Consider the following 26,006-nt stretch of genomic DNA (forward strand, 5'->3'; position numbering starts at 1 on the left):
GGCATCGTGGGCAATCCGGTCCGCGGGCGAGCTCTGCCGCACTCATGCGCAACCGTCCCGCCTTCCCTCGGAAGGCGTGCGGGCGACCCTTGTTACCGTGCCCTCAGGGGCCCGACCGAAAGAAGAATATGACAACGTTCAAATCCCTTGGCCTCTCCGACCGCCTCCTCGCGCGGCTTTCGGAACTCGGCCTGACCGCGCCGACGCCGATCCAGGCGCAGGCCATCCCGCACGTCCTCGACGGCCGCGACGTGATGGGCCTCGCCCAGACCGGCACCGGCAAGACCGCGGCCTTCGGCCTGCCGCTCGTCCAGCACCTTTCCCGCGAACGGGGAAAACCCGCGCCGAAGACCGCGCGCGCGCTCGTGCTCGCGCCGACCCGCGAACTCGCGAAGCAGATCGAGGCGACGCTCAAGTCCCTCACGCAGGGCACGCCGACCCGCACGACTGTCGTCGTGGGCGGGGCCTCGCTCAACGTCCAGGCGGAGCGGCTCTCGCGCGGGACGGACATCCTGGTGGCGACACCGGGGCGCCTCATGGACCTTCTGGAACGCGATGCGGTCGATATCACCGGCACGCGGTTCCTCGTCCTCGACGAGGCCGACCAGATGCTGGACATGGGCTTCATCCACGCGCTGCGCCGGATCGTCCGCTACCTCCCGCGCCAGCGGCAGACGCTTCTCTTCTCCGCGACCATGCCCAAACTCATGGCCGAGGTGGCGGCAAGCTACCTGAACGACCCGATCCGGGTCGAGGTCACGCCTCCGGGGAAGGCTGCCGACAAGATCGACCAGGCCGTGCATTTCGTCACGCAGGGCGACAAGGCGAAGCTTCTCGAATCCTACCTCGACAAGCACCGCGATGAACTCGCGCTCGTCTTCGGGCGCACGAAGCACGGGGCGGAGAAGCTGATGAAGCTCCTCGCCAGCTGGGGTTTCGCCGCCGCCTCGATCCACGGCAACAAGAGCCAGGGTCAGCGCGACCGTGCGCTCGCGGCGTTCAAGTCGGGCGAGATCCGTGTTCTTGTCGCGACCGACGTCGCCGCCCGCGGCCTGGACATCCCGGCGGTGCGCCACGTCTACAACTACGACCTGCCGAACGTGCCGGAGAACTACGTCCACCGCATCGGCCGCACCGCGCGGGCCGGGGCCGATGGCAAGGCCATCGCTTTCTGTGCCCCCGCCGAGATGGACGAGCTTCGCGCGATCGAGAAGGTGATGAAGATCCAGGTTCCCGTGATTGGCGGAGAGCCCTGGACACCCGCTCCGCTTGCCACCCCCGCCGCAAAGGGCAAGCCTGGCGCCAAGGGCAAGGCTGACGCCAAGAGCCGCCCGCGTCGGCGGCGCCCGAAGCGGAAGGCCGAGGTGAAACAGGCCGCCTGATCCGAACCCCTCAGCCCCGGCCCGCAAGGTCGGGGCTTTTCTTCAGGCGTAACCGGTCTCGCGCAGGAAGCTGTCGACCGCGTCGAACAACTCGGCTTCCCGCCCGACCCAGACATGGCCCCCGTCGGGATAGACGATGAGCCGGGCGTCCGGAATGCGGCCGGCGATGTGCCGTGCGCTCTCTGCCGTGAGGAAGCGGTCATCCTCCAGCGAGATCACGAGCGTCGGCGCATGGACGCTCTCGTAATCGAAATCCATCGGCCGCCCTGTCGCCGCCGCGTCGTTCAGAAGCCCCTTGGCACGTGCGCTGATCGGAAGGATCCCCTCGAGAACCTGCCGCACCCGGGCTTCCTCCGCAGGCCCCGCCGCGTGGATCAGCGCCGGATCGGTCGCCAGGAGCGCGCCGGTCATCGTGTCAGGTGCCGCCGTGATCGCGGCCCAGAAGACGAAGTCCGATTTCAGCGCTGCCTCCGCGAGCCATCGCTGCACCGGGCCCCAAGGCTCGACCGCCGGCCGGCCAGGCGCGTAGACGGCCGGCACGATCGGCAGGAGTGCCGCGGTGCGTGCCGGATAACGGATCGCGAATCCGATGGCAGGAATCGCCCCGGCGGACCCGCCCGACACCGCCACCCGGTCGATGCCGAGGTGATCCAGCAAATCCGCCAGCGCATCCGCCTGCGTCTCGGGGCCAGGGTCCTCCGGAAAGCTCGACCGAAGGTAGCCGAAGCGGGAGGGCGCGATGATCCGGTAGCCGCGCTCCACGAGAGGCGAGCCCATGTCGAGCCCCTGGTCGAAACCGCCGCCGGTTCCGTGCAGGAACAGGACCGGCGGGCCTGAACCAGCCTCGGCGTATTCCAAGGGGCCGTGCCGCGTCTCGATCAGAAGGCTTCGGTCCGGTGAAATGCGGGCGGCCGCCTCGTGCATGCTCCGGCGGTAGCCAACGGCGATCCCGCCACCCGTCGTGACGGCCACGAGCCCAAGACCGCCCAACAGCACGCCTCTTCTGGAAAGCATCGGCCGCCCCTGAATCCACTTTTCCTAGGAACCCAAGGCTTGCAACTCCCGCATCAAGACGCCTTGATGCCGGTCAAATCCAGTTCGGAGTCCATGGACCGATGAAGACCGCGCACCCGGAAACGCCCGTTCCCACCGACGCAGATGACCGGCGCGGCGTCCGGCCGGTCATCTGCTACCCGGTCGACACGCTGCCGGAGCCGGACATGACGCTATACCGCGCCGCGCGCGAAACCCTCACGCCCGTGTCGGAAGTCCTCGTTCCCCCGCGTGACGCTCGATGCTTCCGCGTCCCTGCAGGCCACTTCTTCCGCATCCATTCGGTCGCGGGTCCGCAGGTCGGCGACCTCAATCTCTGGAACGCGGCCGACCTTTCGGAACGCTTCTACTCGGGCAAGACCCGCGCGCTGCACGGCACGCACCTATCGACCGGCGATCGGATGTGGTCCTCTTTCCCGCACCTGAGACCGATGGCCACGATCACGCGGGACACGCTCGACTGGTATGGTTTCGACAGCTTCGGCGGCTCCGTGCACGACGTCATCGGCACCCGCTGCGATCCCTATACGCACAACCTTCTGTCGCATGGCGGGCTGTATCACCATTGCTGCCATTCGAACCTGACCCGCGCGCTGAGCAGGGAGGCGGGGCTGCCGCTTGCCGAGGCCGAGCCTCACGTTCACGATGTGCTGAACGTGTTCATGTGCACGGGTTTCACGCGGGATACGGGGCAGTATTTCATGAAGGCCTCGCCCGTTCGCCCCGGCGACTACATAGAGTTCCTGGCCGAGATCGACCTTCTGGGCGCGCTTTCCGCCTGTCCGGGCGGCGACTGCTCCGCCGAGCATTCGAGCGACGTGGCCAGGTGCCATCCTCTCCGCGTCGAGGTCCTGAAGCCGGCTGATGGCGCGCTCACAGGCTGGCGCCCGCCGGCCCGGAACGGATACGACCGGAGCCACGGCCGTTAGCCTGGCTCCGACCCATTCGGCAGAAGCCCTCAGCAGTAACGCTCGACGCCAACGATCTGTGCGTCGGAATACCTGTCGCCATGCGCGAATCCGGGCGGCAGAAGCCGGTCGATCTCCGCGAGGTCATCGTCCGAAAACGTGATCTCGTCCGCGTCGGCCCATTCCGCGAGGTGCTCCGCGCTGCGTGTCCCGGGAATCGGTATCAGGTGCTCGCCGCGCGTGAGGACCCAGGCCAGAGCCGCCCCCGACACTGTCCAACCCCGCGAGCGGGCGAATTTCTTGAAGCCGTCGACGATCGCGCGGTTGCGCGGATAGTTGTCAGCCGAAAAGCGGGGAATGTTCCGGCGGAAGTCCTTCTCCGACATCTTCGCCGGGTCCGGGTAGCCCTCGCCGAAGACGCCGCGGGCGAGCGGAGAGAAGGGCACGAAGGTGACACCGAGTTCGGCGCAGGTCCTGATAAGGCCGAGTTCCGGCTGGCGGCTCCAGAGCGAGTATTCGTTCTGGACCGCCACGCACGGATGCACCTCCTGTGCGCGGCGCAGCGTCGCCGGCGAGACCTCGGAAAGGCCGTAACCTCCGATCTTGCCCTCCTCGATCAGCCGCGTGAGCGTTCCCACCACTTCCTCGACAGGCCGCTCCTGCTCACGCCGGTGGATGTAATATAGCGCGACATGATCCACGCCGAGTCGCTTCAGAGAGCCCTCGAGCTCTGACCGGATGTAGTCTTCCGAGTTGTCGAAGGCCCGAGCCGGGCCGCGCACGATTCCGACCTTCGTGGCGATCTTCACGTCTGCCTTGCGGCTAGCGAGCCACTTCCCGATGACCTGCTCTGACCTGCCGTCCCCATAGATGTTCGACGTGTCGAGGAAATCGATCCCGTGGTCGACGGCCGCGTCGAGGCAACGGTGGCTTTCCGCTTCGTTGGTCTCTCCGAAGAAGCCGGCGAAGCTCATGCACCCGAGCCCGATCGCCGAGACGATGGGCCCGTTCGCCCCGAGTTGCCGTTTCTTCATCATGCCCTCCCGTCGGTTGGGCCAGAGCGAACCGCACGAGGGGGCAGAGGTCAAGACTCGCGGACGAAATGCAGCCCCGCGAACCGGCGCCGCAGGTCCGCCACCCGGGGCGCCAGAGTGGCCGGGTCGTTGCTTCTGAGCGCATCCGCGATGAGCCGTGCAAGCTCGGGCGCGTGCTCCTCGCCGACGCCCCGCCGGACGATTTCCGGCGTGCCGAGCCGGAGTCCGTTCAGATCGCCTGCGACTTCGGGCAATGGCAGCCCGATCCCGCAGGCGAGGAATCCTGCTTGCCTCAGCGCCTTGGATGCCGTCTGGCCGCCGCCGAACGCCGCGGCCTCCAGCGCGAACTGGTGCGAAGAGGTGCAGCCGCGCGCTGCGGCGAAGACCGGCAGCCCCTCCTCCGCCAGGGCCTCGGCCAGGAACTTCGCGACCGAGACCATCTTCGCCGCGTAGGCCCGCCCGAACGAGCGCCAGTCGAGGAGAGTGATCGCAAGTGCCGCGACCCGCCCCGCGTCGAAATTCGCCGTCATCCCCGGAAAGGCGATATGGTCAAGCCGCTCCGCGATCCCTGCGTCATTCGTCACGATGAGGCCGCCTGCCGGCCCGCCGAGGCTCTTGTAGGTCGACATCGTCATCAGATGCGCACCTTCCGCCAGGGGATTGGACCACTGGCCCCCCGCGATCATCCCGCATTGATGCGCCGCATCGAAGAGAACCGCGGCCCCCACCTCGTCCGCGATCGCGCGAACCTCCCGCACCGGATGCTGGAAGAGGTTGAGGCTGCCCCCGATGGTGATGACCTTCGGCCGGACCTTCCGCGCGAGGGCACTGAGCGCGTCGAGATCCACCGAATATCCGTCCGCATCGACCGGGGCCGGGTGCGTGACAAGTCCGTAGAGCCCCGCGCACCCGGCCTTGTGATGGGTCACATGGCCCCCGACCGCAGCAGGCGGGGCAATGACGGCATCGCCCGGCTTCGCCAGTGCCATGAACCCGTAAAGGTTGGCCAGCGCCCCTGATCCCACCCGCACCTCTGCGAAATCCGCCTCGAAGATCTCCGCGGCAAGCTCAGCCGCTATCACCTCGATCTCCTCGATCGCCTCGAGCCCCATCTCGTACTTGTCGCCGGGATAACCGAGCGAGGGGCGCGTGCCGAGGCCACGTGACAGCGCCGCCTCCGCCCTCGGGTTCATCACGTTTGCCGCGGGGTTGAGGTTGAAGCACTCGCTGTCGTGAATCTCGAGGTTCCGTGCGATCAGGGCCTCGATCCGCGCATCGACCGCGTGATCCGCCGCCGCTTCGGTCTTTGCCGCGAAGCGTTGGACGAGCGTCTCGCAATGTTCGGGGACCCAGGGACGGGGAGTGAGGCGGTGCATGTGCGTCTCCATTTTGCGCGCAGGCAGTCGAGCCGATTTCGCGTGCCACCGCAAATGCGAAAGTGACCGCGCCGGCGTCCTTGCGAAGGCTGGGACCCGCCGGAAAAAGGCGCCATGTCGCATTGGTCTGAAACGCGCGACAAAGATGGCGCATTCGCGCTATTCGCGCGTCCGACTCCCGTGCTTCTATTTCCGGGAAACAGGCCCGCAACGGGGGAGGGGACCATGCACGACGACCGGAAAGTCGGCTTCACGCAGATGAAGGACGGCACGAAGGAGGACTACGAGCTTCTGGCCGAGCTTGAAAAGCCTTTCCACGCGATGACGCCGGAGCGCGTGCTCGACGAATTGCGCCGGCAGGGAGAGACGACGCTGGAAGGCTACCGGATCACGCGGCTCGATCATGGGCTTCAGGCGGCGACCCGCGCGCATCGTGAGGGCGCCGACGTCGACTGGGTCGTGGGGGCGCTCCTGCACGACATCGGCGACGGGCTGGCACCGCAGAACCACGACCGGATGTCCGCAGAAATCATCCGGCCTTTCGTGCGTGAAGAGGTGGCCTGGGTCGTCGAGCATCACGGCATCTTCCAGATGCTCTACTACGGCCATCACTACGGTTGGGACCGGAACGCGCGCGACCGGTTCCGCGACCACCCCTGTTTCGATTCCTGCGCGGAATTCTGCGAACGGTGGGACCAGTCCTCCTTCGACCCCGATTACCAATCCGAGCCGCTGGAGTTCTTCGTTCCCATGGTCCAGGAGGTCTTCGGCCGGAAGGCATACGACCCCGCAGTCACCCGCCCCGGCGTCGTGACCGGGCTGCCGCCCCTTCCCTGAGGCGCAGTCGTCAGGCGGTTTGTCCGGCGGCCATGGCATCATAAGCGGCGGCGTTCGGGCAGAACGCCGTCTCTGCCGCAGTCACGGAGGCGTTGGCCAATGCCTTCTCGCAGGTCCGAACCGCCCCGCAGTGGCGGCACTCCGCGACGAAACCCACGTAGTCCGACCGGTTTTCGGTCAGGGCACGGTGCGAAAGGCCGTGCAGCGCCGCCATCTTCTCCATCCGTGCAAGCACCTCCGGACCGGTCGTCAGCACCGCGCGAAGGTCGCCCTTGCTCATCCCGATCTCGTCGAGGTCCCTCTGCGACAGCGCGTCCACCTCGTGAAGTGCGCGAAGGTGCTGCTTGAAACGCTCGAACATGGCCCTGGTCCTTTCCCGGTTCAGCCTTCCGGGGAGACCATAGAGGCGGCCCTTGGAGCGGATTTGATCTGGCTCAAATCCGCGCCGGCGGGGCATCAGATTCCCGATGGGATTCCCTCAGTTCTGACGAAAACACATCAAGCCGCCGCTGCCTTCGGCTCGGCGAGCACCACGATGTCGGCCATGATGCGGTTCAGCTCGAAGTCCTTGGGCGTGTAGACGCGCGCCACGCCCATCTTCCTCAGCCGCGCGGCATCCTCCTCGGGGATGATCCCTCCGACCACGACCGGGATGTCCCCGATCCCCTCGGACCGCATCGCCTCCAGAACGTCCGCGATGAGGGGCAGGTGCGATCCCGACAGGATCGACAGACCGACGACGTGAGGCCGCTTCTCGGCCGCCGCCGCCACGATCTCCGCAGGCGTCAGGCGGATGCCCTCATAGTTGATCTCCATCCCGCAGTCCCGTGCCCGCGCGGCGATCTGTTCCGCGCCGTTGGAATGCCCGTCGAGCCCCGGCTTGCCCATCAGGAAGGACAGCCGCCGCCCGAGCTTGCGGGAAACCGCGTCAACGGCTTCGCGAATCTCCTCAAGCCCTTCGGTCCGGTTCGAGGGTGCCCGCGCGACACCCGTGGGGCCGCGGTATTCGCCGTGGACCGTACGCATCACGCCCGCCCATTCGCCCGTCGTCACGCCTGCCTTCGCCGCCGCGAGGGACGCGGGCATGATGTTCTCGCCCGCCGTCGCCGCCGCCCTGAGAGCGGCCAGAGCGGCAGCCACCGCTTCCGCGTCGCGGGAGCTTTTCCACTCCTGAAGTCGCGCGACCTGATCGGCCTCGACGCCCGGGTCCACGACCATGATGCCGCCGTCGCCCGCGATCAGGGGCGACGCCTCGCCCTTTTCCCAGCGGTTCACGCCGACAACGACCGTCTCTCCCCGCTCGATCCGCGCGATGCGCTCCGCGTTGGCCTCGACGAGCCGCGCCTTCATGTAGTCGATGGCCGCGATCGCGCCGCCCATTCCGTCGAGCGTCGCAAGCTCCTCCCGCGCGCCGGTCTTCAGGGCCTCGACCTTGGCGGCAACGACCGGGTTCCCGTCGAAGAGGTCGCCGTATTCCAGGAGGTCCGTCTCGTAGGCCATGATCTGCTGCATCCTGAGCGACCACTGCTGGTCCCATGGCCGCGGCAGGCCAAGGGCCTCGTTCCACGCCGGCAGCTGCACCGCCCGCGCGCGGGCGTTCTTCGACAGCGTCACGGCGAGCATTTCCAGGAGGATCCGGTAGACGTTGTTCTCTGGCTGCTGCTCGGTGAGGCCAAGCGAGTTCACCTGCACACCGTAGCGGAAGCGGCGGAACTTCTCCTCCTCGATCCCGTAGCGTTCCCGGCAGATCTCGTCCCAGAGCTCGGTGAAGGCGCGCATCTTGCACATCTCGGTAACGAACCGGATGCCGGCGTTCACGAAGAAGGAAATCCGTCCGGCCATCGCCGGGAAGGCGGCCGGATCGACCCGGCCCTTGAGGTCGTCGAGAACCGCCACCGCCGTCGCCAGCGCGAAGGCAAGCTCCTGTTCGGGCGTCGCGCCGGCCTCCTGCAGGTGGTAGGAGCAGACGTTCATCGGATTCCACTTGGGCAGATGCTCCGCCGTGAAGGCCGCGACGTCGGTGATCATCCTGAGGCTCGGCTTCGGCGGGCAGATGTAGGTCCCCCGGCTCAGGTATTCCTTTATGATGTCGTTCTGAACCGTGCCCTGAAGCGCGGACACGGCCGCGCCCTGTTCCTCCGCCACCGCGATGTAGAGCGCCAGCAGCCAGGGCGCGGTCGCGTTGATCGTCATCGAGGTGTTCATCCGCTCGAGCGGGATCCCCTCGAACAGCGCGCGCATGTCCCCGAGGTGGCAGACCGGCACGCCGACCTTGCCGACCTCGCCCTTCGCGCGCGGGTCGTCGCTGTCGTAGCCGGTCTGAGTCGGGAGATCGAAGGCGACGGACAGCCCAGTCTGCCCCTTATCCAGGTTCGACCGGTAGAGCGCGTTGGAGGCTTTCGCCGTCGAATGTCCGGCATAGGTCCGAAAGAGCCAGGGCTTGTCCTTCTGAACTTCCGTCATCGCCGGGTCTCCTGAATCGTCTGCGCAACTTTGTTGCCCAACACGTGCCACAGGAGGAAGAATGTGTCCACGGCAAAATTGCTGCGTCGCGGCATTACGGGATTTACCCTTGCTGCAATTGCTGCCACGTTCGCGCCTCATGACACAGCCCGTCACGCTGCCTCTCTGGCTCCTCCTCCTGATCCTCGCCTTCGCGGCAGTCGCGGCGCTCACGCACGTATTCGTGCCGCCGGTCCGCTGGTTCTTCCGCCGCCGCATGGAACGCCTTGTAGAGCGGCTGAACGCGCGTCTCGACCAGCCGATACGTCCTTTCAAGCTGATGCGGCGGCCCGACATGATCGTGCGTCTCGTCCACGACCCGGAGGTGATGGAGGCGGTCGTCGCAGAGGCGGCGGAGAAGGGCGAACCCGAAAGCGTCGTCTTCGCCCGGGCCCGCCGTTACGCGAAGGAAATCGTCCCCGCCTTCTCCGCCACGGTCTACTTCGGCTTCGCAACCCGCGCGGCGAAGAGCTTCGCCCGCATGCTCTACAAGGTCCGCATCGGTCACTACGATGCCGAGGGGATCGCGAAGATCGATCGCGACGCGACCGTGGTCTTCGTGATGAACCATCGTTCCAACATGGATTACGTATTGGTCACTCACCTCGTGGCCGAGCGGTCCGCGCTTTCATACGCGGTCGGGGAATGGGCGCGGATCTGGCCGCTTTCCGGGCTGATCCGCGCGATGGGCGCCTACTTCATCCGCCGCAGGTCAGGCAATCCGCTCTATCGCCGCGTTCTGGCACATTACGTCAGCATGGCGACCGAGGAAGGCGTCACGCAGGCCATCTTTCCCGAAGGCGGGCTCAGCCTCGATGGAAGGGTGGGGAGGCCGAAACTCGGCCTCATCTCCTACATCCTGGGCGGCTACCGCGAAGGGCGGCGCGACGTGGTCTTCGTCCCGGTCGCGCTGTCCTATGACCGCGTGCTCGAAGATCGCGTCCTGATCCAGGCTGCGGCGCTGGGTATTCGCCGGTTCCGCGCGAGGGTCGCGACAATCCTCGCATTCGTTGGCCGAAACATCTTGCGCAAGCTTTTCGGCCGCTACGAACGCTTCGGCTTTGCGGCCGTCAGTTTCGGCACGCCGCTATCGCTCCGTGAATTCCTGGACCAACCGCACCGAGACGCGGCCACGGAACTTGCCCGCGAACTTATGTCCCGCGTCACGCGGGTCGTGACGGTCCTGCCCGTGCCCCTTGTCGCCGCGGCGTTCGGAGGCGAATCCGTCCTTCCCCGAAGCGAACTGATCGAACGGGCCGAGAGGCTGGCCGATGAACTCGCCAAGGCCGGCGCGCATCTGCATCTGCCCGATGGTGACGCGCGCAAAGCAGCCGAGGCCGGCATCCACTCGCTCAGCCTGCGCGGCATCCTCAGGGCTGAAGGCGACCAGATCCGCGCCCGGGCCGAGGACGGACCCCTGCTTGCCTTCTACGCGGCGTCGATTTTGCAGCTGCAAGATGCGCTTGCGGCATCGAACGCCCCGAAAATCGCCAAGCCGAAATCCGGCGCGACATAAAATTACGCAAATGGTGAGCGGTGCTATTGCAATATTGCGCAATGATCTCTATCCCAAGCTGGAACCCCGCTCCGATTCTGCGGCGCGGCATAATCAGGCCAGCACGGAGGCACCCATGGCTCTCGATGTGAACACCGATATCGTCGCCTATGACGCGCCGGTCAAAGACCTCTACGAAATGGGCGAGATGCCGCCCCTCGGCCATGTGCCGAAGCAGATGTATGCTTGGGCGATCCGCCGCGAGCGTCATGGCGAACCCGACAAGGCGATGCAGGTCGAGGTCGTCGAAACGCCCGAGATCGACAGTCACGAGGTGCTGGTCCTCGTGATGGCCGCGGGCGTGAACTACAACGGCGTCTGGGCGGCCCTCGGCACGCCGATCTCGCCCTTCGACGGCCACGGCGCGCCCTATCACATCGCGGGCTCCGACGCCTCCGGAATCGTCTGGAAGGTCGGCGACAAGGTGAAGCGCTGGAAGGTCGGCGACGAGGTCGTGATCCACTGCAATCAGGACGACGGCGACGACGAAGAGTGCAACGGTGGCGACCCGATGTTCTCGCCGTCTCAGCGGATCTGGGGCTACGAGACGCCTGACGGCTCCTTCGCCCAGTTTACCCGTGTCCAGGCGCAGCAGCTCATGGCCCGGCCGAAGCACCTCACCTGGGAAGAATCGGCCTGCTACACGCTGACGCTGGCCACCGCCTACCGGATGCTCTTCGGCCACCGCCCGCACATCCTGAAGCCCGGCGACAATGTCCTCGTCTGGGGCGCGTCGGGCGGTCTGGGTTCCTATGCGATCCAGCTCATCAATGCAGCCGGCGGGAACGCCATCGGCGTGATCTCGGAAGAGAACAAGCGGGACTTCGTGATGAGCCTCGGCGCCAAGGGAGTGATCAACCGCAAGGACTTCAAGTGCTGGGGCCAGATGCCCACGGTGAACACGCCCGAATACAAGGAATGGTTCGCCGAGGTCCGCAAGTTCGGCAAGGCGATCTGGGACATCACCGGCAAGGGCGTGAACGTCGACATGGTCTTCGAACACCCCGGTGAGGCGACCATCCCGGTTTCGGTCTTCGTGGTGAAGCGGGGCGGCATGGTCGTGATCTGCGCCGGCACGACGGGCTACAACCTGACGATGGACGCTCGTTACCTCTGGATGCACCAGAAGCGCGTGCAGGGTTCGCACTTCGCCAACCTCAAGCAGGCTTCGGCCGCGAACAAGCTGATGCTCGAACGCCGGCTCGACCCCTGCATGTCCGAGGTCTTCCCCTGGGCGGAGATTCCGGCGGCGCACATGAAGATGCGCCGGAACGAACACAAGCCCGGCAACATGGCCGTGCTCGTCCAGTCGCCGCGCACCGGTCTCCGGACTTTCGAGGACGCGCTGGAAGCCGGTCCGAACCGCTGAGACACCGATCCGCCGCCCGTGCCCGGGACAGAGTTCCGCGGCACGGGCGGCTTTTTTTTGACCTAGCGGGAATCCGACATTCGACTGGCCTGCCCCCGCCATTTTCGGGGAATTGAAATTCTGCCGAACCGTGCGGAAGATGTTCACGTTCTGATTGTATAACGACAAAAAACACACTTCACGCGAGTTCCCGAATGACCTACGCTTGGATTCTGGATGTGCTGGACGACCTAAGGTCCTTCGCCGCCGCCAATGGTCTGCCAGACCTGGCGGAGCGACTGGATGACGCAAGCCTGCTTGCCGCGGAAGAGATCGCGCAGCTTTCCGAAAAACCGCCGGCGCGGCAGACGGAGGCACATGCGCAAACGGCTCGAACCCGTCATCGAGGCATTGCAGCGCACGACAACGCTTGAGGATTTGCAGGCGACGATCCTCGCGCTTCGCGACCGGTTCGGGGTCGATCACCTCGTCTACTACTCTGCCATGCCCTCTGACCGTCCATATGCTGCGCTGACCTATCCCTCCCGGTGGGTGGAACGGTATGTCGAACAGCGCTACGCGCGCATCGACCCCGTGGTGCAGGGTTGCTTCGGCCGCTTCAGCGCGGTGGACTGGAAGCATCTCGACTGGTCGGCGCGGAAGGTCCGCGCCTTCCTGGCGGAGGCGCTGGAGGAGGGCATCGGCAATCAGGGCCTGTCCGTGCCGATCCGGGGCCCGAACGGCAAGTTCGCGCTTTTCACGCTCAGCCACCGTTCGCCTGACGCCCTCTGGGAAAGCTACACGCGCCAGCACATTGATGACGTCATCCTCGTGGCGCATTTCGTCAGCCAGAAGGCGCTCGAGATCGAAAGCGGTCCGGACCCTCTGCCCGCGACGGCGCTTTCTCCGCGCGAGGTCGACGTCCTCACGCTGCTGGCAACGGGCCATTCCCGCGCACATGCGGCCGAGAGCCTCGGCATCTCCGAACACACCCTCCGCGTCTACATCGAAAGCGCGCGCCGAAAGCTCGGCGCGGCGAACACGACCCATGCGGTTGCCTGCGCGCTGACGCGCGGGCTTCTCGTCGTCTGATTTCCTTCCTCGCCGCCGGCTGATCCGTCTGGCATCCCCCGGGCGCCGCCGCTAGGGTCGCGCGCATGTCGCTTCCTGCGCTCCAGTTCTCGGAAGACCAGGCCGAAGCCTGGGACCGCCTCGCGGACATGCTGCGCGGCGCGGGCGTGGATATCGACGAGGGCGAACTTACCCCGGAAGCCTCCGGCAAGCCCGCGGTCATGGCCGTAGTCGGCAAGGCGGGATCGGGCAAGACGATGCTGCTCGCCGCGCTCACCAAGGCGCTGGACGAGGCCGGGGTGGACGTCATCTCGGGCGACTATGAAGGCCGGCGCCGGAAGGACCGCCGAACGCTCGCAGTCCTGGCCCCGACGAACAAGGCCGCGTCGGTGCTCCGTTCCCGCGGTGTGCCGGCCACGACGATCCACCGGATCCTCTACACTCCGGTCTACGATCCCGAATACGAGAAGATCGCGGAGTGGCTGGCGGGGCAGGGCGACCGCCCGGTGGTCGAGGATTTGAGCGACGTCGCTCTCGACCGGGCCAAGGCCTTCTACGACCAAGTGAAATCCATCCCCGGAGCGCTCGCGGCGGCCGGGCTCCGGGGCTCTGATTTCATCCTCGGCTGGAAACGGCGCGAGGAACCTCTCGACATCGGGTTCGTGGACGAATCCTCGATGCTCGACGAGCGCCAGTTCGACGACCTGCGGGAGATCTTCCCAACCCTCGTGCTTTTCGGCGATCCGGCCCAGCTCGCCCCGGTGGGTGAACACGGCCACATGGTCTTCGACAAGCTGTCGGAGGGGCGCAAGCTCATCCTCCATCGCATTCACCGGCAGGCCGAGGATAATCCGATCCTCGACCTTGCCCATGCGCTCGCCGACGAGAGCCTGACTTTCGAGGGGTTCGAGCGCATGGTGGAGGACGCCGCGCGGCGCGACCCCCGCGTGGTCTGGGCCGAGCGCGCGGAGGCCGGGCTCATGGCCCGCTCCCCGGTGCTCGTCTGGCGCAACGCCACCCGCATCCGGCTGATACAGGCCTTCCGCGCAGCCTACGGCGCGCCCGAGGACGCGCTCCTGCCGGGGGAACCCTTGATCTGCGATGGCATCGAACTCCCCCTGAAACACCGCAAGAAGCGCATAGATCTCGAGGCGCGCGGCCTCATCAAGGGCGCGCAGGTCATCTACCTCGGTCCCGGAAAGAAGCCCGGCTTCTCACGCCTCCACGTCATCGGAGCGGAGGACCCCCGCCTCTCCGCCGCTTCGATCATCAAGATCGAGCTTCCCGACACCGAGGAGCCCTTCATCCCCTACGCGGCGCGCATGGGCGCGGCCTTCCTGCACGGCGCGGCGGTGACGATCCACAAGGCGCAGGGCTCGCAGTGGGAGGACGTGCAGGTCTTCGCCCCGGACCTTTATGCCGCCTACCGTTCTGGCCGGACCGAGGCCGGCATTCCCCTGTGGAAACGCCTTGCCTACGTCGCCATCACGCGGGCCGAAAAGCGCCTCCTCTGGGTCACACGCAACCGCCTCGCCCTGCCGCAGGCGCCCCTGACCACCGAAGACCTGCCAAAGGCCGCAAGCGCCCTTGCGCTGGAATCCGAGGAGTGATCGCGGGCGGGCGTCATCCCTCTGGCCGAAGCCGCAAGCACGGCTTAGGCTCTGCCCCAAAAGGGAGGCCCAGATGCGCTGCGTTTTCGTCCAGTTCCGTTGCCAGCCCGGCAAGACATACGAGGTCGCCGACGCGATCTATGACCGCGAGATAGTGTCCGAACTCTATTCGACCTCGGGGGAATACGACCTGATCGCGAAGATCTACGTGCCCGACGACGTCGATATCGGCCACTATCTGACCGAGAAGCTTTTCGACATCCCCGGCATCAGCCGAACGCTTACGACAATGACCTTCAAGGCGTTCTGACATGGCCAAGACGATCGTGATCACCGGCGCGAGTTCCGGCATCGGGCGCGCAACCGCGTTGCGCTTTCTGAGGGGCGGATGGAATGTCGCGCTGATCGCCCGCCGCGCCGAAAAGCTCGAAGAGCTTGCCGCCGGCCGCTCCGATGCGCTGGCGCTGCCCTGCGATGTCACCGACGAAACGGCCATTGAAGCCGCCTTCGACGCCGCGGTGCAGAGATTCGGCCGGATCGACGCGCTCTTCAACAACGCCGGCAGCTTCGGCCCGCAGGTCACGATCGACGAGGTTTCGCTCGCCGACTGGAAATCGGTCCTGGATGTGAACCTGACGGGAATGTTCATCGCTGCGCGCGCGGCCTTTTCACGCATGCGGCGCCAGAACCCGCAGGGCGGCCGGATCATCAACAACGGCTCGATCTCGGCCCATACCCCACGCGAGAGATCCGTCTGCTACACGACGACGAAGCACGCCATCACGGGGCTCACGAAGACGCTCGCACTGGACGGCCGCCCCTTCGACATCGCCTGCGGCCAGATCGACATCGGCAATGCGCGGACCGAGATGGTGGATGCGCTCAACGCCCGCCTGATCGCGGCTGGCGCGGAGCCGAACCCGGTGATGGAGGTCGGGGACGCCGCCGACGGCGTATTCAACATGGCCTCGCTGCCCCTCTCGGCCAACGTCCTCAACATGACGATCATGGCGACGAAGATGCCCTTCGTTGGCCGGGGCTGAAGCCTCAGCTTCTGAGGAACCGGAAGACCGCCGAGGCCGCATAGCCGGCGGCGACGGCCAGGAAGATCGAAAGAAGACCGTAAACGAGCGGCTGGTTCTGCGAAAGCATGTAGAGCCAGCGTTCGAGCCCGACCTTCTGCACGTGGATCACCGCCTCGTAAAGGTCGACGACCGCGCGATCCCGCGTCAGGAAAATACGCGTCTTGTAGTCGCCCTCGATCAGGTTCGCGGGCAGCTCGAACCGTGTGAACAGCAGCGTGTCCTCCGACAGATCCACCTTCCCCGGCTTGTCGGAGTAACGCCCCTCTTCCGTGCGGATACGGATCAACGCTTCGCTGAATCTCTGCGCGTCCTGAATCTGCATCGGCGCGCCCACGGAACGGATCGCGCGGGGGACGGAAACCGAATAGCGCAGGTCGTCGACCTGGCTCAGCACGTCCCTGAGCGGCCCCGTCGAAGCGACCGCGTAGAAGGACGGCGCAAGGTCCACATCGACCGACTCCGTGTTGACCCAGATCCCCGCAACGCGCGATTTGCGGCGGACCGTGACCGGGTGCGCGGGTCCTTCGACGGTGACGATGGCCTGAAGCGGGCCACCCGGTGGCACCGGACGGTCCCGCTTGACCGCGCCGTAGACGAGTATCTCCGAGCCGTCGAAGCTTGCCGTGATCGCGATCCTGTCCTGGCTCAGCCCCGCAACGATCTCCTCTGCCCGGGCGGGCAGGGCGAGGCAGAGGAGGGCGAGGAGAATACGCAACATCACGCGCGCCCCTCGCTCAGCGAATAGAGTTCGTCGGGCGTCAGCAACAGGTCCAGTGCGAGCTTGCCGCAGACAGCGAGCACGAGAAGCGCGAGGAGGATCCGGAGCTGCTCTGCCTTGAGTCTCGCCCCGATCCGGGTGCCGAGCTGGGCGCCCAGCACGCCGCCAAGGATCAGGAGCAGCGCCAGCATGAGGTCCACCGACCGGTTCGTCGTCGCGTGCATCAGCGTCGTGAAGGCGGTCACGAAGGTGATCTGGAACAGGGACGTGCCCACGACCACCTTCGTCGGCATGCCGAGCAGGTAGATCATGGCCGGCACCATGATGAACCCGCCGCCGACGCCCATGATCGCGGCGAGAACACCTACGAACATGCCGACGAAAAGCGGCGGGACCACGCTGATGTAGAGACCTGAGGCGCGGAACTTCACCTTGAGCGGAAGGTTGTGCACCCAGATGTGCGTGTGCCGTTTCACCGGCTTCGTTGACCGACGGGCGCGCCCGAGCGCGCGGATGCTCTCTTGCAGCATCAGAAGCCCGATCAGGCCGAGGAACAGCACGTAGGACAGCTGCACCACGAGGTCGATCTGGCCGAGGGCCTTAAGGGCGTTGAAGGCCCAGATGCCCAACGCGGAGCCGAAGAGGCCCCCGACGAGCAATACCGTGCCCATCCGGAAATCGACGGTCTTGCGCTTCACATGCGCAAGCACCCCGGAAACCGAGGCCGCCACGACCTGGTTCGCGCCGGTCGCAACGGCGACGGGTGGAGGGATGCCGATGAAGAAGAGAAGCGGCGTGATGAGGAAGCCGCCGCCGACGCCGAACATGCCCGACAGGACGCCGACGATGCCGCCCAGCCCGAACAGCAGGTAGGCATTCACGGAAACCTCGGCGATGGGCAGGTAAATCTGCATGAAAAGCAGGCGCCAACTGAAGGAAGTGTTGCAAGTCATGCCCCCCAAACGGGGCTTGTGTCAAATGGCGGGGACAGAGCCCCTGGTGCCAGATCGACAGCGAGGATCAGTCCAGATCACGCAAATATCGTCGGAGAACGCGTTCAAGCTTGCCGGCACCCAGCGGCGCCATGGCTTTAGTATGCTCGTGGCTCAGTTTTTCGTCCGACATCCCGGCCGCCATGTTTGTGATTACCGAGATGGCTGCGACGTTAAGTCCCAGGAAGCGGGCGAGAATAACCTCCGGAACCGTCGACATTCCGACCGCATCCGCACCGAGGATTCGCGCCGCGCGGATCTCGGCAGGCGTTTCGAAGGAGGGGCCCGAGAACCAGGCATAGACACCCTCTGCCAGATCCACGCCCTCGGATAGGGCCGCCGATCGAAGCGCTGCGCGCATCTTCGGGTCGTGTGCCTCCGTCATCGGCACGAAGCGCGCCTCCGAAGGTTCCCCGATCAGCGGGTTGCGGCCGGAGAAGTCGATGTGGTCGGACAGCATCATCAGCGCGCCCGGCGGATTTGCCGGATCGAGCGACCCGGCCGCGTTGGTCAGGATCAGTCCCTCGGCCCCCAAGGCTTTCAACACCTCGAGCGGCAGCCGCATCGCATCCGATCGTCCGTTCTCGTAGTAATGCTCTCGCCCTCCGAAGACCGCGACGCGGACGCCCTCGAGCTGGCCGATCACAAGCTTCGCCTTGTGCCCGGACACGCCCGCATGCGGGAACCCCGGGAGATCGGCATAGTCTGTTGCCACGCCCTCGACCGCGTCGACGAGATGACCGAGCCCGGATCCGAGGACCAGGCCCAGGCGCACCGGCTCTGCCCCCGCACGCTCGCGGATGGCGGCAACCAGTTCCTCAGCGCTCCTCGACATGGCGTACCCCTCCAGCGCGCGGTGGAATCGACCGGCGAGGCACGCCGGCACGATCACGGTCCGACCATAGGACAGAGATTCCGGCGCGGAAACCGGAACCTTTGTCCGCGCGGCCGGAAGCCACGCAAACGGTCAGGTTTCCGACGGCACCGGCGCGATCCGCTTCCCGAGGACGAGCGCATCCACCGATCGCCCGTCCAGGCCTGTCACGTAACCGCGACGCCGCCCTGCCGGTTTCCACCCCGCAGCGGCGTAGAGAGCGCGGGCCGCCGCGTTGTTCTCCGCCACCTCGAGGAAGGCGTCTTCGGCGCCGCGCGTTCGTGCCGTTTCGTCGAACCGCGACAGAAGCGCACGTCCAAGCCCGCGCCGGCGCGCCTCGGGCGCGACCGCCAGCGTCAGGAGTTCGGCCTCGCCCGCGACGACGCGCCCGAGGATGAAACCTTGCCCCTCCTCCAGGAGAAACACGGAAGGCTGGGAGAGGAGAGAGGCGAATTCCCCGGCGCCCCAGGGGCGCGGTGCCGTGAAGCAGCGGGAATGGAGCGCGGCCAGGTCTTCCGGGCTCACGGCAGGATCACCGGCGGTGGCTCCGACGGCAGCGCGGCGTCTGCGGCGCGGAGGTAGAGCGGCGCGGGTCGGGGCAGCACTGGCCCGGAAAATTTCTCGCAGGCGACCCGCGCGACAGCTTCCGCGATCGGCACCGCCGGTTGCATGATGAGCCCGTCGCAGAGCGCGGCGATTGGCCCTGCCGCCGACCCCACCAGAACGGCGCCCGGCGCCAGCTCAGCCGCGAGCGCTTCGGCCGCCATCAGCCGCGGCGCGCCACCTTCGAAACTTTGCGCATAGACATCGCCCCGACGCGCGTCGAGCACCGCCGTCACCGGACGCGCGAGCCCGAAGGCCGCGGCCTCCAGCGTCGTCACGCCCACGGCCGGAATGCGCAGGGACAGGGCGAGGCCACGTGCCGCGGCCACCGCTATGCGAACGCCCGTGAAATTCCCCGGACCCGTTCCGACGCCGAGTGCGTCGAGATCGCTCCAGGCGGCACCGGCCTCGGCCAGCACTTCTTCCAGCATCGGGAAAAGCCGCTCCGCCTGGCCCTTGCCCATCTCCTCGTCGCGACGGGCGAGGATGGTGTCAGCGGACAGCAAAGCGGCCGCGCAATGCGCGGCCGACGTGTCGAAGCCAAGGATCAGCGGCCCGGTCGCAAGCATTCCGTCGCGTGTCCGTCAGGCCGCGACGGGCCGAACCTCGATGACCTCGGGGATGTAGTGGCGCAGCAGGTTCTCGATCCCCATCTTCAGCGTCAGCGTCGAAGAGGGGCAACCAGCGCAGGCGCCCTGCATGTGCAGGTAGACGATGCCGCGGTCGAAGCCGTGGAAGGTGATGTCGCCCCCGTCCTGCGCCACTGCGGGGCGCACCCGCGTGTCCAGGAGTTCCTTGATCTGTTTCACGATCTCGGCATCGGGGCCGTCATGCGCGGCATGACCCGAAGCCGCAGAGGCTTCTCCTTCCATGACCGGCTGGCCGGACTGGAAATGCTCCATGATCGCGCCGAGGATCGCCGGTTTGAGGTGTTCCCAGGCAATGCTCTCAGCCTTGGTCACCGTGACAAAATCGGTGCCGAAGAAGACCCCCGTCACGCCCGATACGGCGAAGATGCGCTGCGCCAGCGGCGAATTCGCCGCAGCATCGGCATTGGGGAAGTCCGCCGTGCCCGCCGCCAGCACTTCCTGCCCGGGCAGGAACTTGAGCGTTGCGGGGTTGGGCGTGGATTCGGTCTGAATGAACATGGGCACGTCTCCGTTATGTCCCTCGATATGCGCCCCGAGGTCGTCCAAGTCAAGAATTAGAACGATTCTAGATTTTGGCGCCCATCTTTGCCTCACCCCGGCCAGAACGGCGCGAACACGCCGGGAAAGGGCTCAGGTGATTTCCTCGAGCCGTTCCTTCGACATCTCTCCCGGCACGATCGTGATCGGAATGGGCAGGCTGCCGGAATTCCGCGACAGTTGCGTGACCAGCGGCCCTGGCCCCGATTTTTCGGTCCCCGCGCCCAGAACCAGCACGCCGATCTCGGGATCCTCGCGGACCTGGGCGAAGATCTCCGTCACCGGTTCGCCTTCGCGGATCACCAGTTCCGGATCGATTCCCTGCTTGTCGCGCATCCATTTCGCGAAGACTTCGAAATGCGCTTCGATCCGCTCCCGCGCCTCCGCGCGCATGATGTCCGCGACCCCGATCCAGTGCTGGAATTCCTCGGGCGGGATCACCGACAGGATCGTCACCCCGGCCCCCGTATGAGAGGCCCTGAGCGCTGCAAATCGCATCGCGTTGAGGCACTCCCGGCTTTCGTCGAGCACGACCAGAAACTTGCGCATTTCATCCCCCGGTTCTGGACGCGGATCATGGCCGAGCGGCGCATGGCTGGCAAGTGCGGAGGTCAGGCTTTCGAATGGGCCCAGTCCCAATACAGCTCCCGCACGCGCTTCGTCACCGGCCCAACCTGGTAGTGCGTGCCGTCGAATTCCTTGACCGGGGTGACCTTGGACATGTTCCCCGAAAGGAAGACCTCATCCGCGCTGCGGAAGTCGTCGAAGGTGAGGACCGTCTCGTGCACCCTGGCACCGTCCGCACGGAGGTTCTCGATGTGACGCGAGCGCGTGATCCCGGCGAGGAACGTGCCGTTCGGGATCGGGGTGAAGATTTCCCCGTCCTTCACCATGAAGACATTGGCCGTAGCACTTTCCGCCACGTTGCCCATCGCGTCCGCCACCAGCGCGTTGCCGTAACCTTTCGAGCGCGCCTCGCTCAGCATCCGCGCGTTGTTCGGATAAAGGCACCCTGCCTTGGCGTTCGTCACCGCGTTCTCCAGGACCGGGCGACGGAAGCGTGTCGTCGTGAGCGTCGTGGACGCCTCGGGCGGCGCCATCGGGATCTCTTCCAGGCAAAGGGCAAAACCGGTCGCGTCGAGCTTCGGCACCACGCCAAGCTCGTCGCCATCGAGCGCCCAGTACATCGGGCGGATGTAGACGGCGGTTCCCTTTGGGTAACGGCGCAATCCTTCCCAGACGATTTCGATCATGTCCTCGGCCGATACGGTCGGCGTGATCATCAGCGCCTCGGCCGAGCGGTTGACGCGAGCGAGGTGCTTGTCGAGGTCCGGGGCGATCCCTTCGAAGTAGCGACCCCCGTCGAATACCGTCGTGCCGAGCCAGCTTCCATGATCGGCCGCGCGCATGATCGGCACGTCGCCGTCATGCCAGCGCCCGTCATAATAGGTGCGGATGTTGGTCCCGGTGGCCATTCTGTCCTCCAAGCTTGCGCGAGGCGGAGTTAATCACCCGCGAAGCAGCGGGTCCAGCCTGCTTGGCGCGCAACGCGAGCGGGGCCTTCGTTCGGGAAATGAGGAAGGGCCTGCGAAAAAAAGACCCCCGGTTGCGGAACCGGGGGCTGGCGGAGGCATGCTTGCCTGCATTTCCACCGAGTGACAGGGGACCGTGCCGAGCCGGCAGGGCAGCCAGGCGCGGCGCTTGGGGAAGGGAAGAAGGGCGGCCCCTGTGCGCGTTCCGGAACGGGACTGCGCACCGGAACGGCGTCAGGATAGGGCGGCTATGATTCCGATTTGCGACAATCGGGCCGTTTGACGCGCAAGAAAACACATTCGTGATTTGAAATGTGAGTTCGGGCCCAGGATTCTCTCGGAGCGAACACGAAGTGCAACGGGGAAACGAGAAATGACCACAATCAACCGGCGCCGCACCATCCTGGGCGCCGCCGCCGGAATCGCGGCGTTTTCGGCGCCGACGATCATGCATGCGAGCGACCGCGCGCAGGAAGAGGCCGGCGCGCGCCAGAACATCTCTAGCTTTCGGACGCTCGACTGGCGGGATCACTTCCCGTCCCTTCGGAATGGCGCGATCCTTGCGGACACCGTCTCGCGGGCCGTTCACTTCTGGTCGGAAGATGGCAGCATCTACCGGCTCTGGCCGTCATCAGTGCCGATATCCGAGGAACTGACACGCCGTGGCATTACGGAAGTTGTGCGGAAGGTCGTAGGACCGACGTGGCGCCCTACGCCGTCGATGAGGGAGCGCGACCCGACACTGCCCGCGGTCGTCGAACCTGGACCCCGCAACCCACTTGGGACCCATGCTCTCTACCTGTCCTGGCAGTACTACCGTGTCCATGGCACGCACGACACCCGCAAGATCGGGCGACGTTCCTCCGATGGCTGTATAGGGCTCTACAACGAAGACATCGCCGAACTCTTCGCACTGGCGAAGATTGGCACTCAGGTCCGGCTCATCTGACCGTGCGCTGACTTGTGTCCCGCGGGTCGGGCCGCGGGACATTTCAGCGCGAGCGGATCATGCCCATTATGTCGAGCGTCCGCGCGAGGATCGGCTGGGCGATCTCGTCCGCCCGCCGCGCGCCGTCGCCGAGGATGCGGTCGATCTCTGCCGGGTCCGCCATGAGCCGGGTCATCTCCGTCGTGATCGGTTCTAGCTTCGCCACGGCGAGGTCCGCGAGCGCCGGCTTGAACGCCCCGAAGCCCTGGCCCGCGAACTGCGCGATGACCGCCTCGGCGGTTTCGCCCGAAAGCGCCGCGTAGATGTTGACGAGGTTGCGCGCCTCGGGCCGGTCCTTCAGGCCGTCGATGTTGTCGGGCAGCGGCTCCGGATCGGTGCGCGCCTTCCGGATCTTCTGCGCGATCGCGTCGGCGCTGTCGGTGAGGTTGATCCGGCTCTGGTCCGACGGGTCGGACTTCGACATCTTTTTGGTCCCGTCGCGCAGCGACATCACGCGCGTAGCGGCCCCCTCGATCACGGGTTCCGGCACCGGGAAGAAGTCGACCTTGTAATCGTGGTTGAACTTGGCCGCGATGTCGCGGGTCAGTTCGACGTGCTGCTTCTGGTCCTCGCCCACGGGCACCATCGTCGCGTGGTAAAGAAGGATGTCCGCCGCCATCAGCGAGGGATAGGCGTAAAGGCCCAGCGAAGCGTTTTCGCTGTTCTTGCCGGCCTTGTCCTTGAACTGTGTCATCCGGTTCATCCAGCCGAGCCGGGCGACGCAGTTGAAGATCCAGCCAAGCTCGGCATGGGCGCTGACCTGGCTCTGGTTGAACAGGACCGAGCGCACCGGGTCGATCCCCGCGGCGATGAAGGCCGCCGCCGCCTCGCGTGTGGCGTGGCGAAGCTTCTCGGGGTCCTGCCAGACGGTGATCGCGTGGAGGTCGACGATGCAGTAGATCGTCTCGATCCCCTCGTTCTGCTTTTCGACGAAGCGCTTCAGCGCGCCGAGATAGTTGCCGAGCGTCAGCCCGCCAGAGGGCTGGATCCCGGAAAAGATCCGGGGGGCAAAGGCGGCGTTCTGATCCGCTTTGACTTCGGCGGCTTGCATAGAAGGCTCCGTCTGGAAAATTCTGCCTCGCTCGCGTATCGCAAGCAGGCAAGGAAGGTCAACCGAGAGGCAGGCGCGATGCGCGATGGTTTCGACAACTCCCCGCTCAACGAGATACCTCCCGTCGTCTGGGCGCTGCTCATTCCGGTGGTGGCCGTCGAGGTCGTCGTCGCCGCGGGAGCGTCGGGGTTCGTCGGTGGACCGGGCGCCGTCGGCTGGCGGCTCGATGCGCTCCAGCGCTTCGCCTTCTCGCCGGAGATCCTGAAATACATGCTCGAAACCGGCGCGTGGCCGGCAGAGCACGTGACGCGGTTCGTGACGTATCTCTTCGTGCACGGCAGCACGACCCACGCCGTATTCGCCAGCGTCTTCGTCCTCGCCCTGGGCAAATTCGTGGGCGAGGTCTTCCGCGCCTGGGCCGTCGTCGCGGTCTTCTTCACGTCGGCCATCGTCGGCGCGCTTGCCTATTCCGCGATCCCCGACCTTCGGGTGCCGTTGTTCGGAGCCTATCCGGCCGTCTATGGCCTGATAGGCGCCTTCACCTTCATCCTGTGGGCGCGGCTCGGGGCGGAGCACGCGAACCGTTATCGCGCGTTCACGCTGATCGGCTTCCTGATGGGCATCAAGCTTGTCTTCGGTCTCCTGTTCGGCGGCGGGCTCGACTGGGTCGCCGACCTCGCCGGGTTCGTGGCGGGTTTCGCGCTGTCCTTCGTCGTCAGCCCCGGAGGCTGGACGGCGGTGGTGGCGAGGCTCCGTCAGCGCTGACGCCGGAAGCCCGCACGGAAGTCACCCAGCCGGAAAGCGCCGAGCGCGTAGGCGGCGGCGAAATAGACCACGAAGCCCGCGACGATCAGCAGGGCGAGCGCCCAGACCCGGTCGCCCGAACGGGCGAGAGGCTCCGAGAAGGCCGAGGTGAGCCACCAGAGGCTGAGACCCATGATGGCGGAAGCCCCGGCGATTCGGGGCAGGCGCCCGTGAAGCCTCGCGTCCGTTCGCGCGGCTTCCCCCATGTGCCGCGTTCCCCACCAGAGCTGCGCGACCATCGCCCATCCGGCGAGCGTCGTGCCCCATGCGGCGGCGATGAAGCCTATGAAGGGGGCGAGACCGATGGCGATGACCGCGTTCACGACCATCGAATGCACCGCGAAACGGAATGGCGTCGCCGTGTCCTCCCGCGCGAAATAGAGGGGTTGCAGAACTTTCTGCAAGACGAAGGCCGGTAGGCCAAGTCCGTAGACGGCGAGCGTAAGGGCGGTGGGCAGGGTGTCCGAAGGCCCGAACGCGCCGCGCTCGAAGAGGACGGTGATCAGCGGAACCGGGATCACAACGAGCGCGACGGCGGCGGGCACCGTCAGGAACAGAGCGAACTCGGTCGCGCGGCTCAGGGCGTGGCGGCTGCCGCCGATGTCGTTGGCCTTCAGTCGCCGCGATATGTCGGGCAGGAGCACGATCCCGATGGCGATGCCGACCACGCCGAGCGGAAGCTGATAAAGGCGGTCCGCGTAGTTCAGCCAGGCGATCGCGCCCTCGAAGAAGCTGCCGACCTGCCGGCCGACAAGAAGGTTGATCTGCACCACGCCGCCGGCCAGAACCGCCGGCCCTGCGATCTTCAGAAGCCGGCGGAGCTCGGGCGTCATGCGGGGGCGCTTCAGGCGCAGAGCGAAGCCCATCCGCGCCGCCGCGAACCAGACCAGCGCGAGTTGTGCCGCCCCGGTCAGCGGCGTCGCCCAGGCGAGCGTCAGCCCCATGTCCCAGCCGAGATGCTGCGCCAGCACCATCGCCGCGATGAAGATCGCGTTGAGAAGCACCGGCGCGCCCGCCGCCGCGACGAACCGCCCGCCGGCGTTCAGGAGACCTGACAGAAGCGCCGTCAGCGAGATGAACAGGATGTAGGGAAAGCAGATGCGGCCATAGAGGACCGCGAGCGGCAGCCTTTCGTCGCCGGCGAAGCCCGCAGCCATGGCGAGGACGAGCCAGGGCATGGCCACCATCGCGACCACCGAGAAGACGAGCACCGTCGAGGCGAGCCCCGAAAACGCATCCTCGGCGAAGCCCTTCGCATCCTCTTCGGCTTCGAGCTTCTTGGCGAAAAGCGGAACGAAGGCGGTGTTGAAGGCCCCTTCGGCGAAGAAGCGGCGGAACATGTTCGGCAGCGAGAAGGCCACGAGGAACGCCTCCGCCACCGGCCCCGTGCCGAGGTAGGCGGCGATGAGGACGTCGCGGATGAAACCCGCGATCCGACTCGCCAGCGTCCAGGCCCCCACGGTGAGGAACCCGCGTATCAGACGGATCGGCTGCAT

Annotated in this window: 27 protein-coding genes; 12 read left to right on the forward strand and 15 right to left on the reverse strand. The window is 66.2% G+C overall.

Translation table 11 applies throughout. The features are described from left to right. Nucleotides 1-128 precede the first annotated feature (128 nt). Nucleotides 129-1,382, forward strand: a complete 1,254-nt coding sequence (locus tag ABCN56_RS11520; protein ID WP_343080935.1) for a DEAD/DEAH box helicase — start codon at nucleotides 129-131, stop codon at nucleotides 1,380-1,382. Between the two features lie 42 nt (nucleotides 1,383-1,424). On the opposite strand, the gene ABCN56_RS11525 is transcribed toward ABCN56_RS11520, so the two are convergent. Beyond that, complete coding sequence (locus tag ABCN56_RS11525; protein ID WP_343080936.1) at nucleotides 1,425-2,396, reverse strand: alpha/beta fold hydrolase; 972 nt, start codon at nucleotides 2,394-2,396, stop codon at nucleotides 1,425-1,427. A 101-nt stretch (nucleotides 2,397-2,497) separates the two neighbouring features. On the opposite strand from ABCN56_RS11525, the gene ABCN56_RS11530 reads away from it, so the two are divergent. Next, nucleotides 2,498-3,364: an urea carboxylase-associated family protein gene (locus ABCN56_RS11530; RefSeq protein ID WP_343080937.1), complete on the forward strand. Its 867-nt coding sequence runs from the start codon at nucleotides 2,498-2,500 to the stop codon at nucleotides 3,362-3,364. A gap of 29 nt (nucleotides 3,365-3,393) precedes the next feature. On the opposite strand, the gene ABCN56_RS11535 is transcribed toward ABCN56_RS11530, so the two are convergent. Next, nucleotides 3,394-4,377: an aldo/keto reductase gene (locus ABCN56_RS11535; protein ID WP_343080938.1), complete on the reverse strand. Its 984-nt coding sequence runs from the start codon at nucleotides 4,375-4,377 to the stop codon at nucleotides 3,394-3,396. A gap of 50 nt (nucleotides 4,378-4,427) precedes the next feature. Continuing rightward, nucleotides 4,428-5,753, reverse strand: coding sequence for a serine hydroxymethyltransferase (locus ABCN56_RS11540; protein WP_343080939.1), 1,326 nt, complete (start codon nucleotides 5,751-5,753; stop codon nucleotides 4,428-4,430). A gap of 258 nt (nucleotides 5,754-6,011) precedes the next feature. Here ABCN56_RS11540 and ABCN56_RS11545 point away from each other — a divergent pair, with 258 nt between their 5' ends. Next, a complete protein-coding gene (locus ABCN56_RS11545; RefSeq protein WP_425466107.1) occupies nucleotides 6,012-6,590 on the forward strand; it encodes an HD domain-containing protein in 579 nt (192 codons plus the stop codon). 10 nt (nucleotides 6,591-6,600) lie between these two features. On the opposite strand, the gene ABCN56_RS11550 is transcribed toward ABCN56_RS11545, so the two are convergent. Then, complete coding sequence (locus tag ABCN56_RS11550; RefSeq protein WP_343080941.1) at nucleotides 6,601-6,951, reverse strand: DUF6455 family protein; 351 nt, start codon at nucleotides 6,949-6,951, stop codon at nucleotides 6,601-6,603. Between the two features lie 137 nt (nucleotides 6,952-7,088). After that, nucleotides 7,089-9,053, reverse strand: a complete 1,965-nt coding sequence (locus ABCN56_RS11555) for a methylmalonyl-CoA mutase family protein (RefSeq protein ID WP_343080942.1) — start codon at nucleotides 9,051-9,053, stop codon at nucleotides 7,089-7,091. A 139-nt stretch (nucleotides 9,054-9,192) separates the two neighbouring features. Here ABCN56_RS11555 and ABCN56_RS11560 point away from each other — a divergent pair, with 139 nt between their 5' ends. From ABCN56_RS11560 to ABCN56_RS11590, 7 genes are all read left to right on the forward strand, one after another. Continuing rightward, nucleotides 9,193-10,608 (forward strand): 1-acyl-sn-glycerol-3-phosphate acyltransferase, encoded by a 1,416-nt coding sequence (locus ABCN56_RS11560; protein WP_343080943.1) that lies wholly within the window; start codon nucleotides 9,193-9,195, stop codon nucleotides 10,606-10,608. A 115-nt stretch (nucleotides 10,609-10,723) separates the two neighbouring features. Then, nucleotides 10,724-12,016: a crotonyl-CoA carboxylase/reductase gene (gene ccrA / locus ABCN56_RS11565; protein ID WP_343080944.1), complete on the forward strand. Its 1,293-nt coding sequence runs from the start codon at nucleotides 10,724-10,726 to the stop codon at nucleotides 12,014-12,016. 194 nt (nucleotides 12,017-12,210) lie between these two features. Beyond that, nucleotides 12,211-12,429, forward strand: a complete 219-nt coding sequence (locus ABCN56_RS11570) for a hypothetical protein (protein ID WP_343080945.1) — start codon at nucleotides 12,211-12,213, stop codon at nucleotides 12,427-12,429. After that, nucleotides 12,374-13,087 carry a helix-turn-helix transcriptional regulator gene (locus ABCN56_RS11575; RefSeq protein ID WP_343080946.1) on the forward strand — a complete coding sequence of 238 codons (714 nt, stop codon included), beginning with the start codon at nucleotides 12,374-12,376 and terminating at the stop codon, nucleotides 13,085-13,087. Before ABCN56_RS11570 ends, ABCN56_RS11575 begins: the two co-directional genes overlap by 56 nt. A gap of 65 nt (nucleotides 13,088-13,152) precedes the next feature. Next, complete coding sequence (locus tag ABCN56_RS11580) at nucleotides 13,153-14,676, forward strand: ATP-dependent DNA helicase (RefSeq protein WP_343080947.1); 1,524 nt, start codon at nucleotides 13,153-13,155, stop codon at nucleotides 14,674-14,676. Between the two features lie 73 nt (nucleotides 14,677-14,749). Beyond that, entirely contained in the window at nucleotides 14,750-14,986 is a 237-nt protein-coding gene (locus ABCN56_RS11585) for an Lrp/AsnC ligand binding domain-containing protein (protein ID WP_343080948.1), read from the forward strand. Nucleotide 14,987: 1 nt separating this feature from the next. After that, nucleotides 14,988-15,719, forward strand: coding sequence for an SDR family oxidoreductase (locus ABCN56_RS11590; RefSeq protein WP_343080949.1), 732 nt, complete (start codon nucleotides 14,988-14,990; stop codon nucleotides 15,717-15,719). A 4-nt stretch (nucleotides 15,720-15,723) separates the two neighbouring features. Here the strand turns inward: ABCN56_RS11590 and ABCN56_RS11595 are convergent, their stop codons facing one another. From ABCN56_RS11595 to ABCN56_RS11630, 8 genes are all read right to left on the reverse strand, one after another. Continuing rightward, entirely contained in the window at nucleotides 15,724-16,479 is a 756-nt protein-coding gene (locus ABCN56_RS11595; RefSeq protein ID WP_343080950.1) for a TIGR02186 family protein, read from the reverse strand. Then, a complete protein-coding gene (locus tag ABCN56_RS11600; RefSeq protein WP_343080951.1) occupies nucleotides 16,479-17,393 on the reverse strand; it encodes a sulfite exporter TauE/SafE family protein in 915 nt (304 codons plus the stop codon). Before ABCN56_RS11600 ends, ABCN56_RS11595 begins: the two co-directional genes overlap by 1 nt. Nucleotides 17,394-17,499: 106 nt before the next feature. Next, a complete protein-coding gene (locus tag ABCN56_RS11605) occupies nucleotides 17,500-18,306 on the reverse strand; it encodes a purine-nucleoside phosphorylase (protein WP_343080952.1) in 807 nt (268 codons plus the stop codon). A 132-nt stretch (nucleotides 18,307-18,438) separates the two neighbouring features. Then, nucleotides 18,439-18,870 carry a GNAT family N-acetyltransferase gene (locus tag ABCN56_RS11610; protein ID WP_343080953.1) on the reverse strand — a complete coding sequence of 144 codons (432 nt, stop codon included), beginning with the start codon at nucleotides 18,868-18,870 and terminating at the stop codon, nucleotides 18,439-18,441. Beyond that, on the reverse strand, nucleotides 18,867-19,517 hold the full coding sequence (gene tsaB, locus ABCN56_RS11615) for a tRNA (adenosine(37)-N6)-threonylcarbamoyltransferase complex dimerization subunit type 1 TsaB (RefSeq protein WP_343080954.1): 651 nt from the start codon (nucleotides 19,515-19,517) through the stop codon (nucleotides 18,867-18,869). The genes ABCN56_RS11610 and tsaB overlap by 4 nt, the downstream gene beginning before the upstream one ends. Nucleotides 19,518-19,532: 15 nt before the next feature. Beyond that, nucleotides 19,533-20,096: a NifU family protein gene (locus tag ABCN56_RS11620; RefSeq protein WP_343080955.1), complete on the reverse strand. Its 564-nt coding sequence runs from the start codon at nucleotides 20,094-20,096 to the stop codon at nucleotides 19,533-19,535. Between the two features lie 132 nt (nucleotides 20,097-20,228). Then, complete coding sequence (locus tag ABCN56_RS11625) at nucleotides 20,229-20,684, reverse strand: universal stress protein (protein WP_343080956.1); 456 nt, start codon at nucleotides 20,682-20,684, stop codon at nucleotides 20,229-20,231. Between the two features lie 62 nt (nucleotides 20,685-20,746). Next, nucleotides 20,747-21,610 carry a branched-chain amino acid aminotransferase gene (locus ABCN56_RS11630; RefSeq protein ID WP_343080957.1) on the reverse strand — a complete coding sequence of 288 codons (864 nt, stop codon included), beginning with the start codon at nucleotides 21,608-21,610 and terminating at the stop codon, nucleotides 20,747-20,749. 430 nt (nucleotides 21,611-22,040) lie between these two features. On the opposite strand from ABCN56_RS11630, the gene ABCN56_RS11635 reads away from it, so the two are divergent. After that, a complete protein-coding gene (locus ABCN56_RS11635) occupies nucleotides 22,041-22,616 on the forward strand; it encodes a L,D-transpeptidase (RefSeq protein ID WP_343080958.1) in 576 nt (191 codons plus the stop codon). Nucleotides 22,617-22,659: 43 nt separating this feature from the next. On the opposite strand, the gene trpS is transcribed toward ABCN56_RS11635, so the two are convergent. Continuing rightward, nucleotides 22,660-23,706 carry a tryptophan--tRNA ligase gene (gene trpS, locus ABCN56_RS11640; RefSeq protein ID WP_343080959.1) on the reverse strand — a complete coding sequence of 349 codons (1,047 nt, stop codon included), beginning with the start codon at nucleotides 23,704-23,706 and terminating at the stop codon, nucleotides 22,660-22,662. Between the two features lie 78 nt (nucleotides 23,707-23,784). On the opposite strand from trpS, the gene ABCN56_RS11645 reads away from it, so the two are divergent. Further along, on the forward strand, nucleotides 23,785-24,471 hold the full coding sequence (locus tag ABCN56_RS11645; protein WP_343080960.1) for a rhomboid family intramembrane serine protease: 687 nt from the start codon (nucleotides 23,785-23,787) through the stop codon (nucleotides 24,469-24,471). Here ABCN56_RS11645 and murJ read toward each other — a convergent pair. After that, nucleotides 24,462-26,006, reverse strand: a complete 1,545-nt coding sequence (murJ, locus tag ABCN56_RS11650) for a murein biosynthesis integral membrane protein MurJ (RefSeq protein WP_343080961.1) — start codon at nucleotides 26,004-26,006, stop codon at nucleotides 24,462-24,464. The two genes, ABCN56_RS11645 and murJ, sit on opposite strands and share 10 nt — an antisense overlap.

It is taken from the genome of Ostreiculturibacter nitratireducens (genome assembly GCF_032670585.1).
Classification (GTDB): domain Bacteria; phylum Pseudomonadota; class Alphaproteobacteria; order Rhodobacterales; family Rhodobacteraceae; genus Ostreiculturibacter; species Ostreiculturibacter nitratireducens.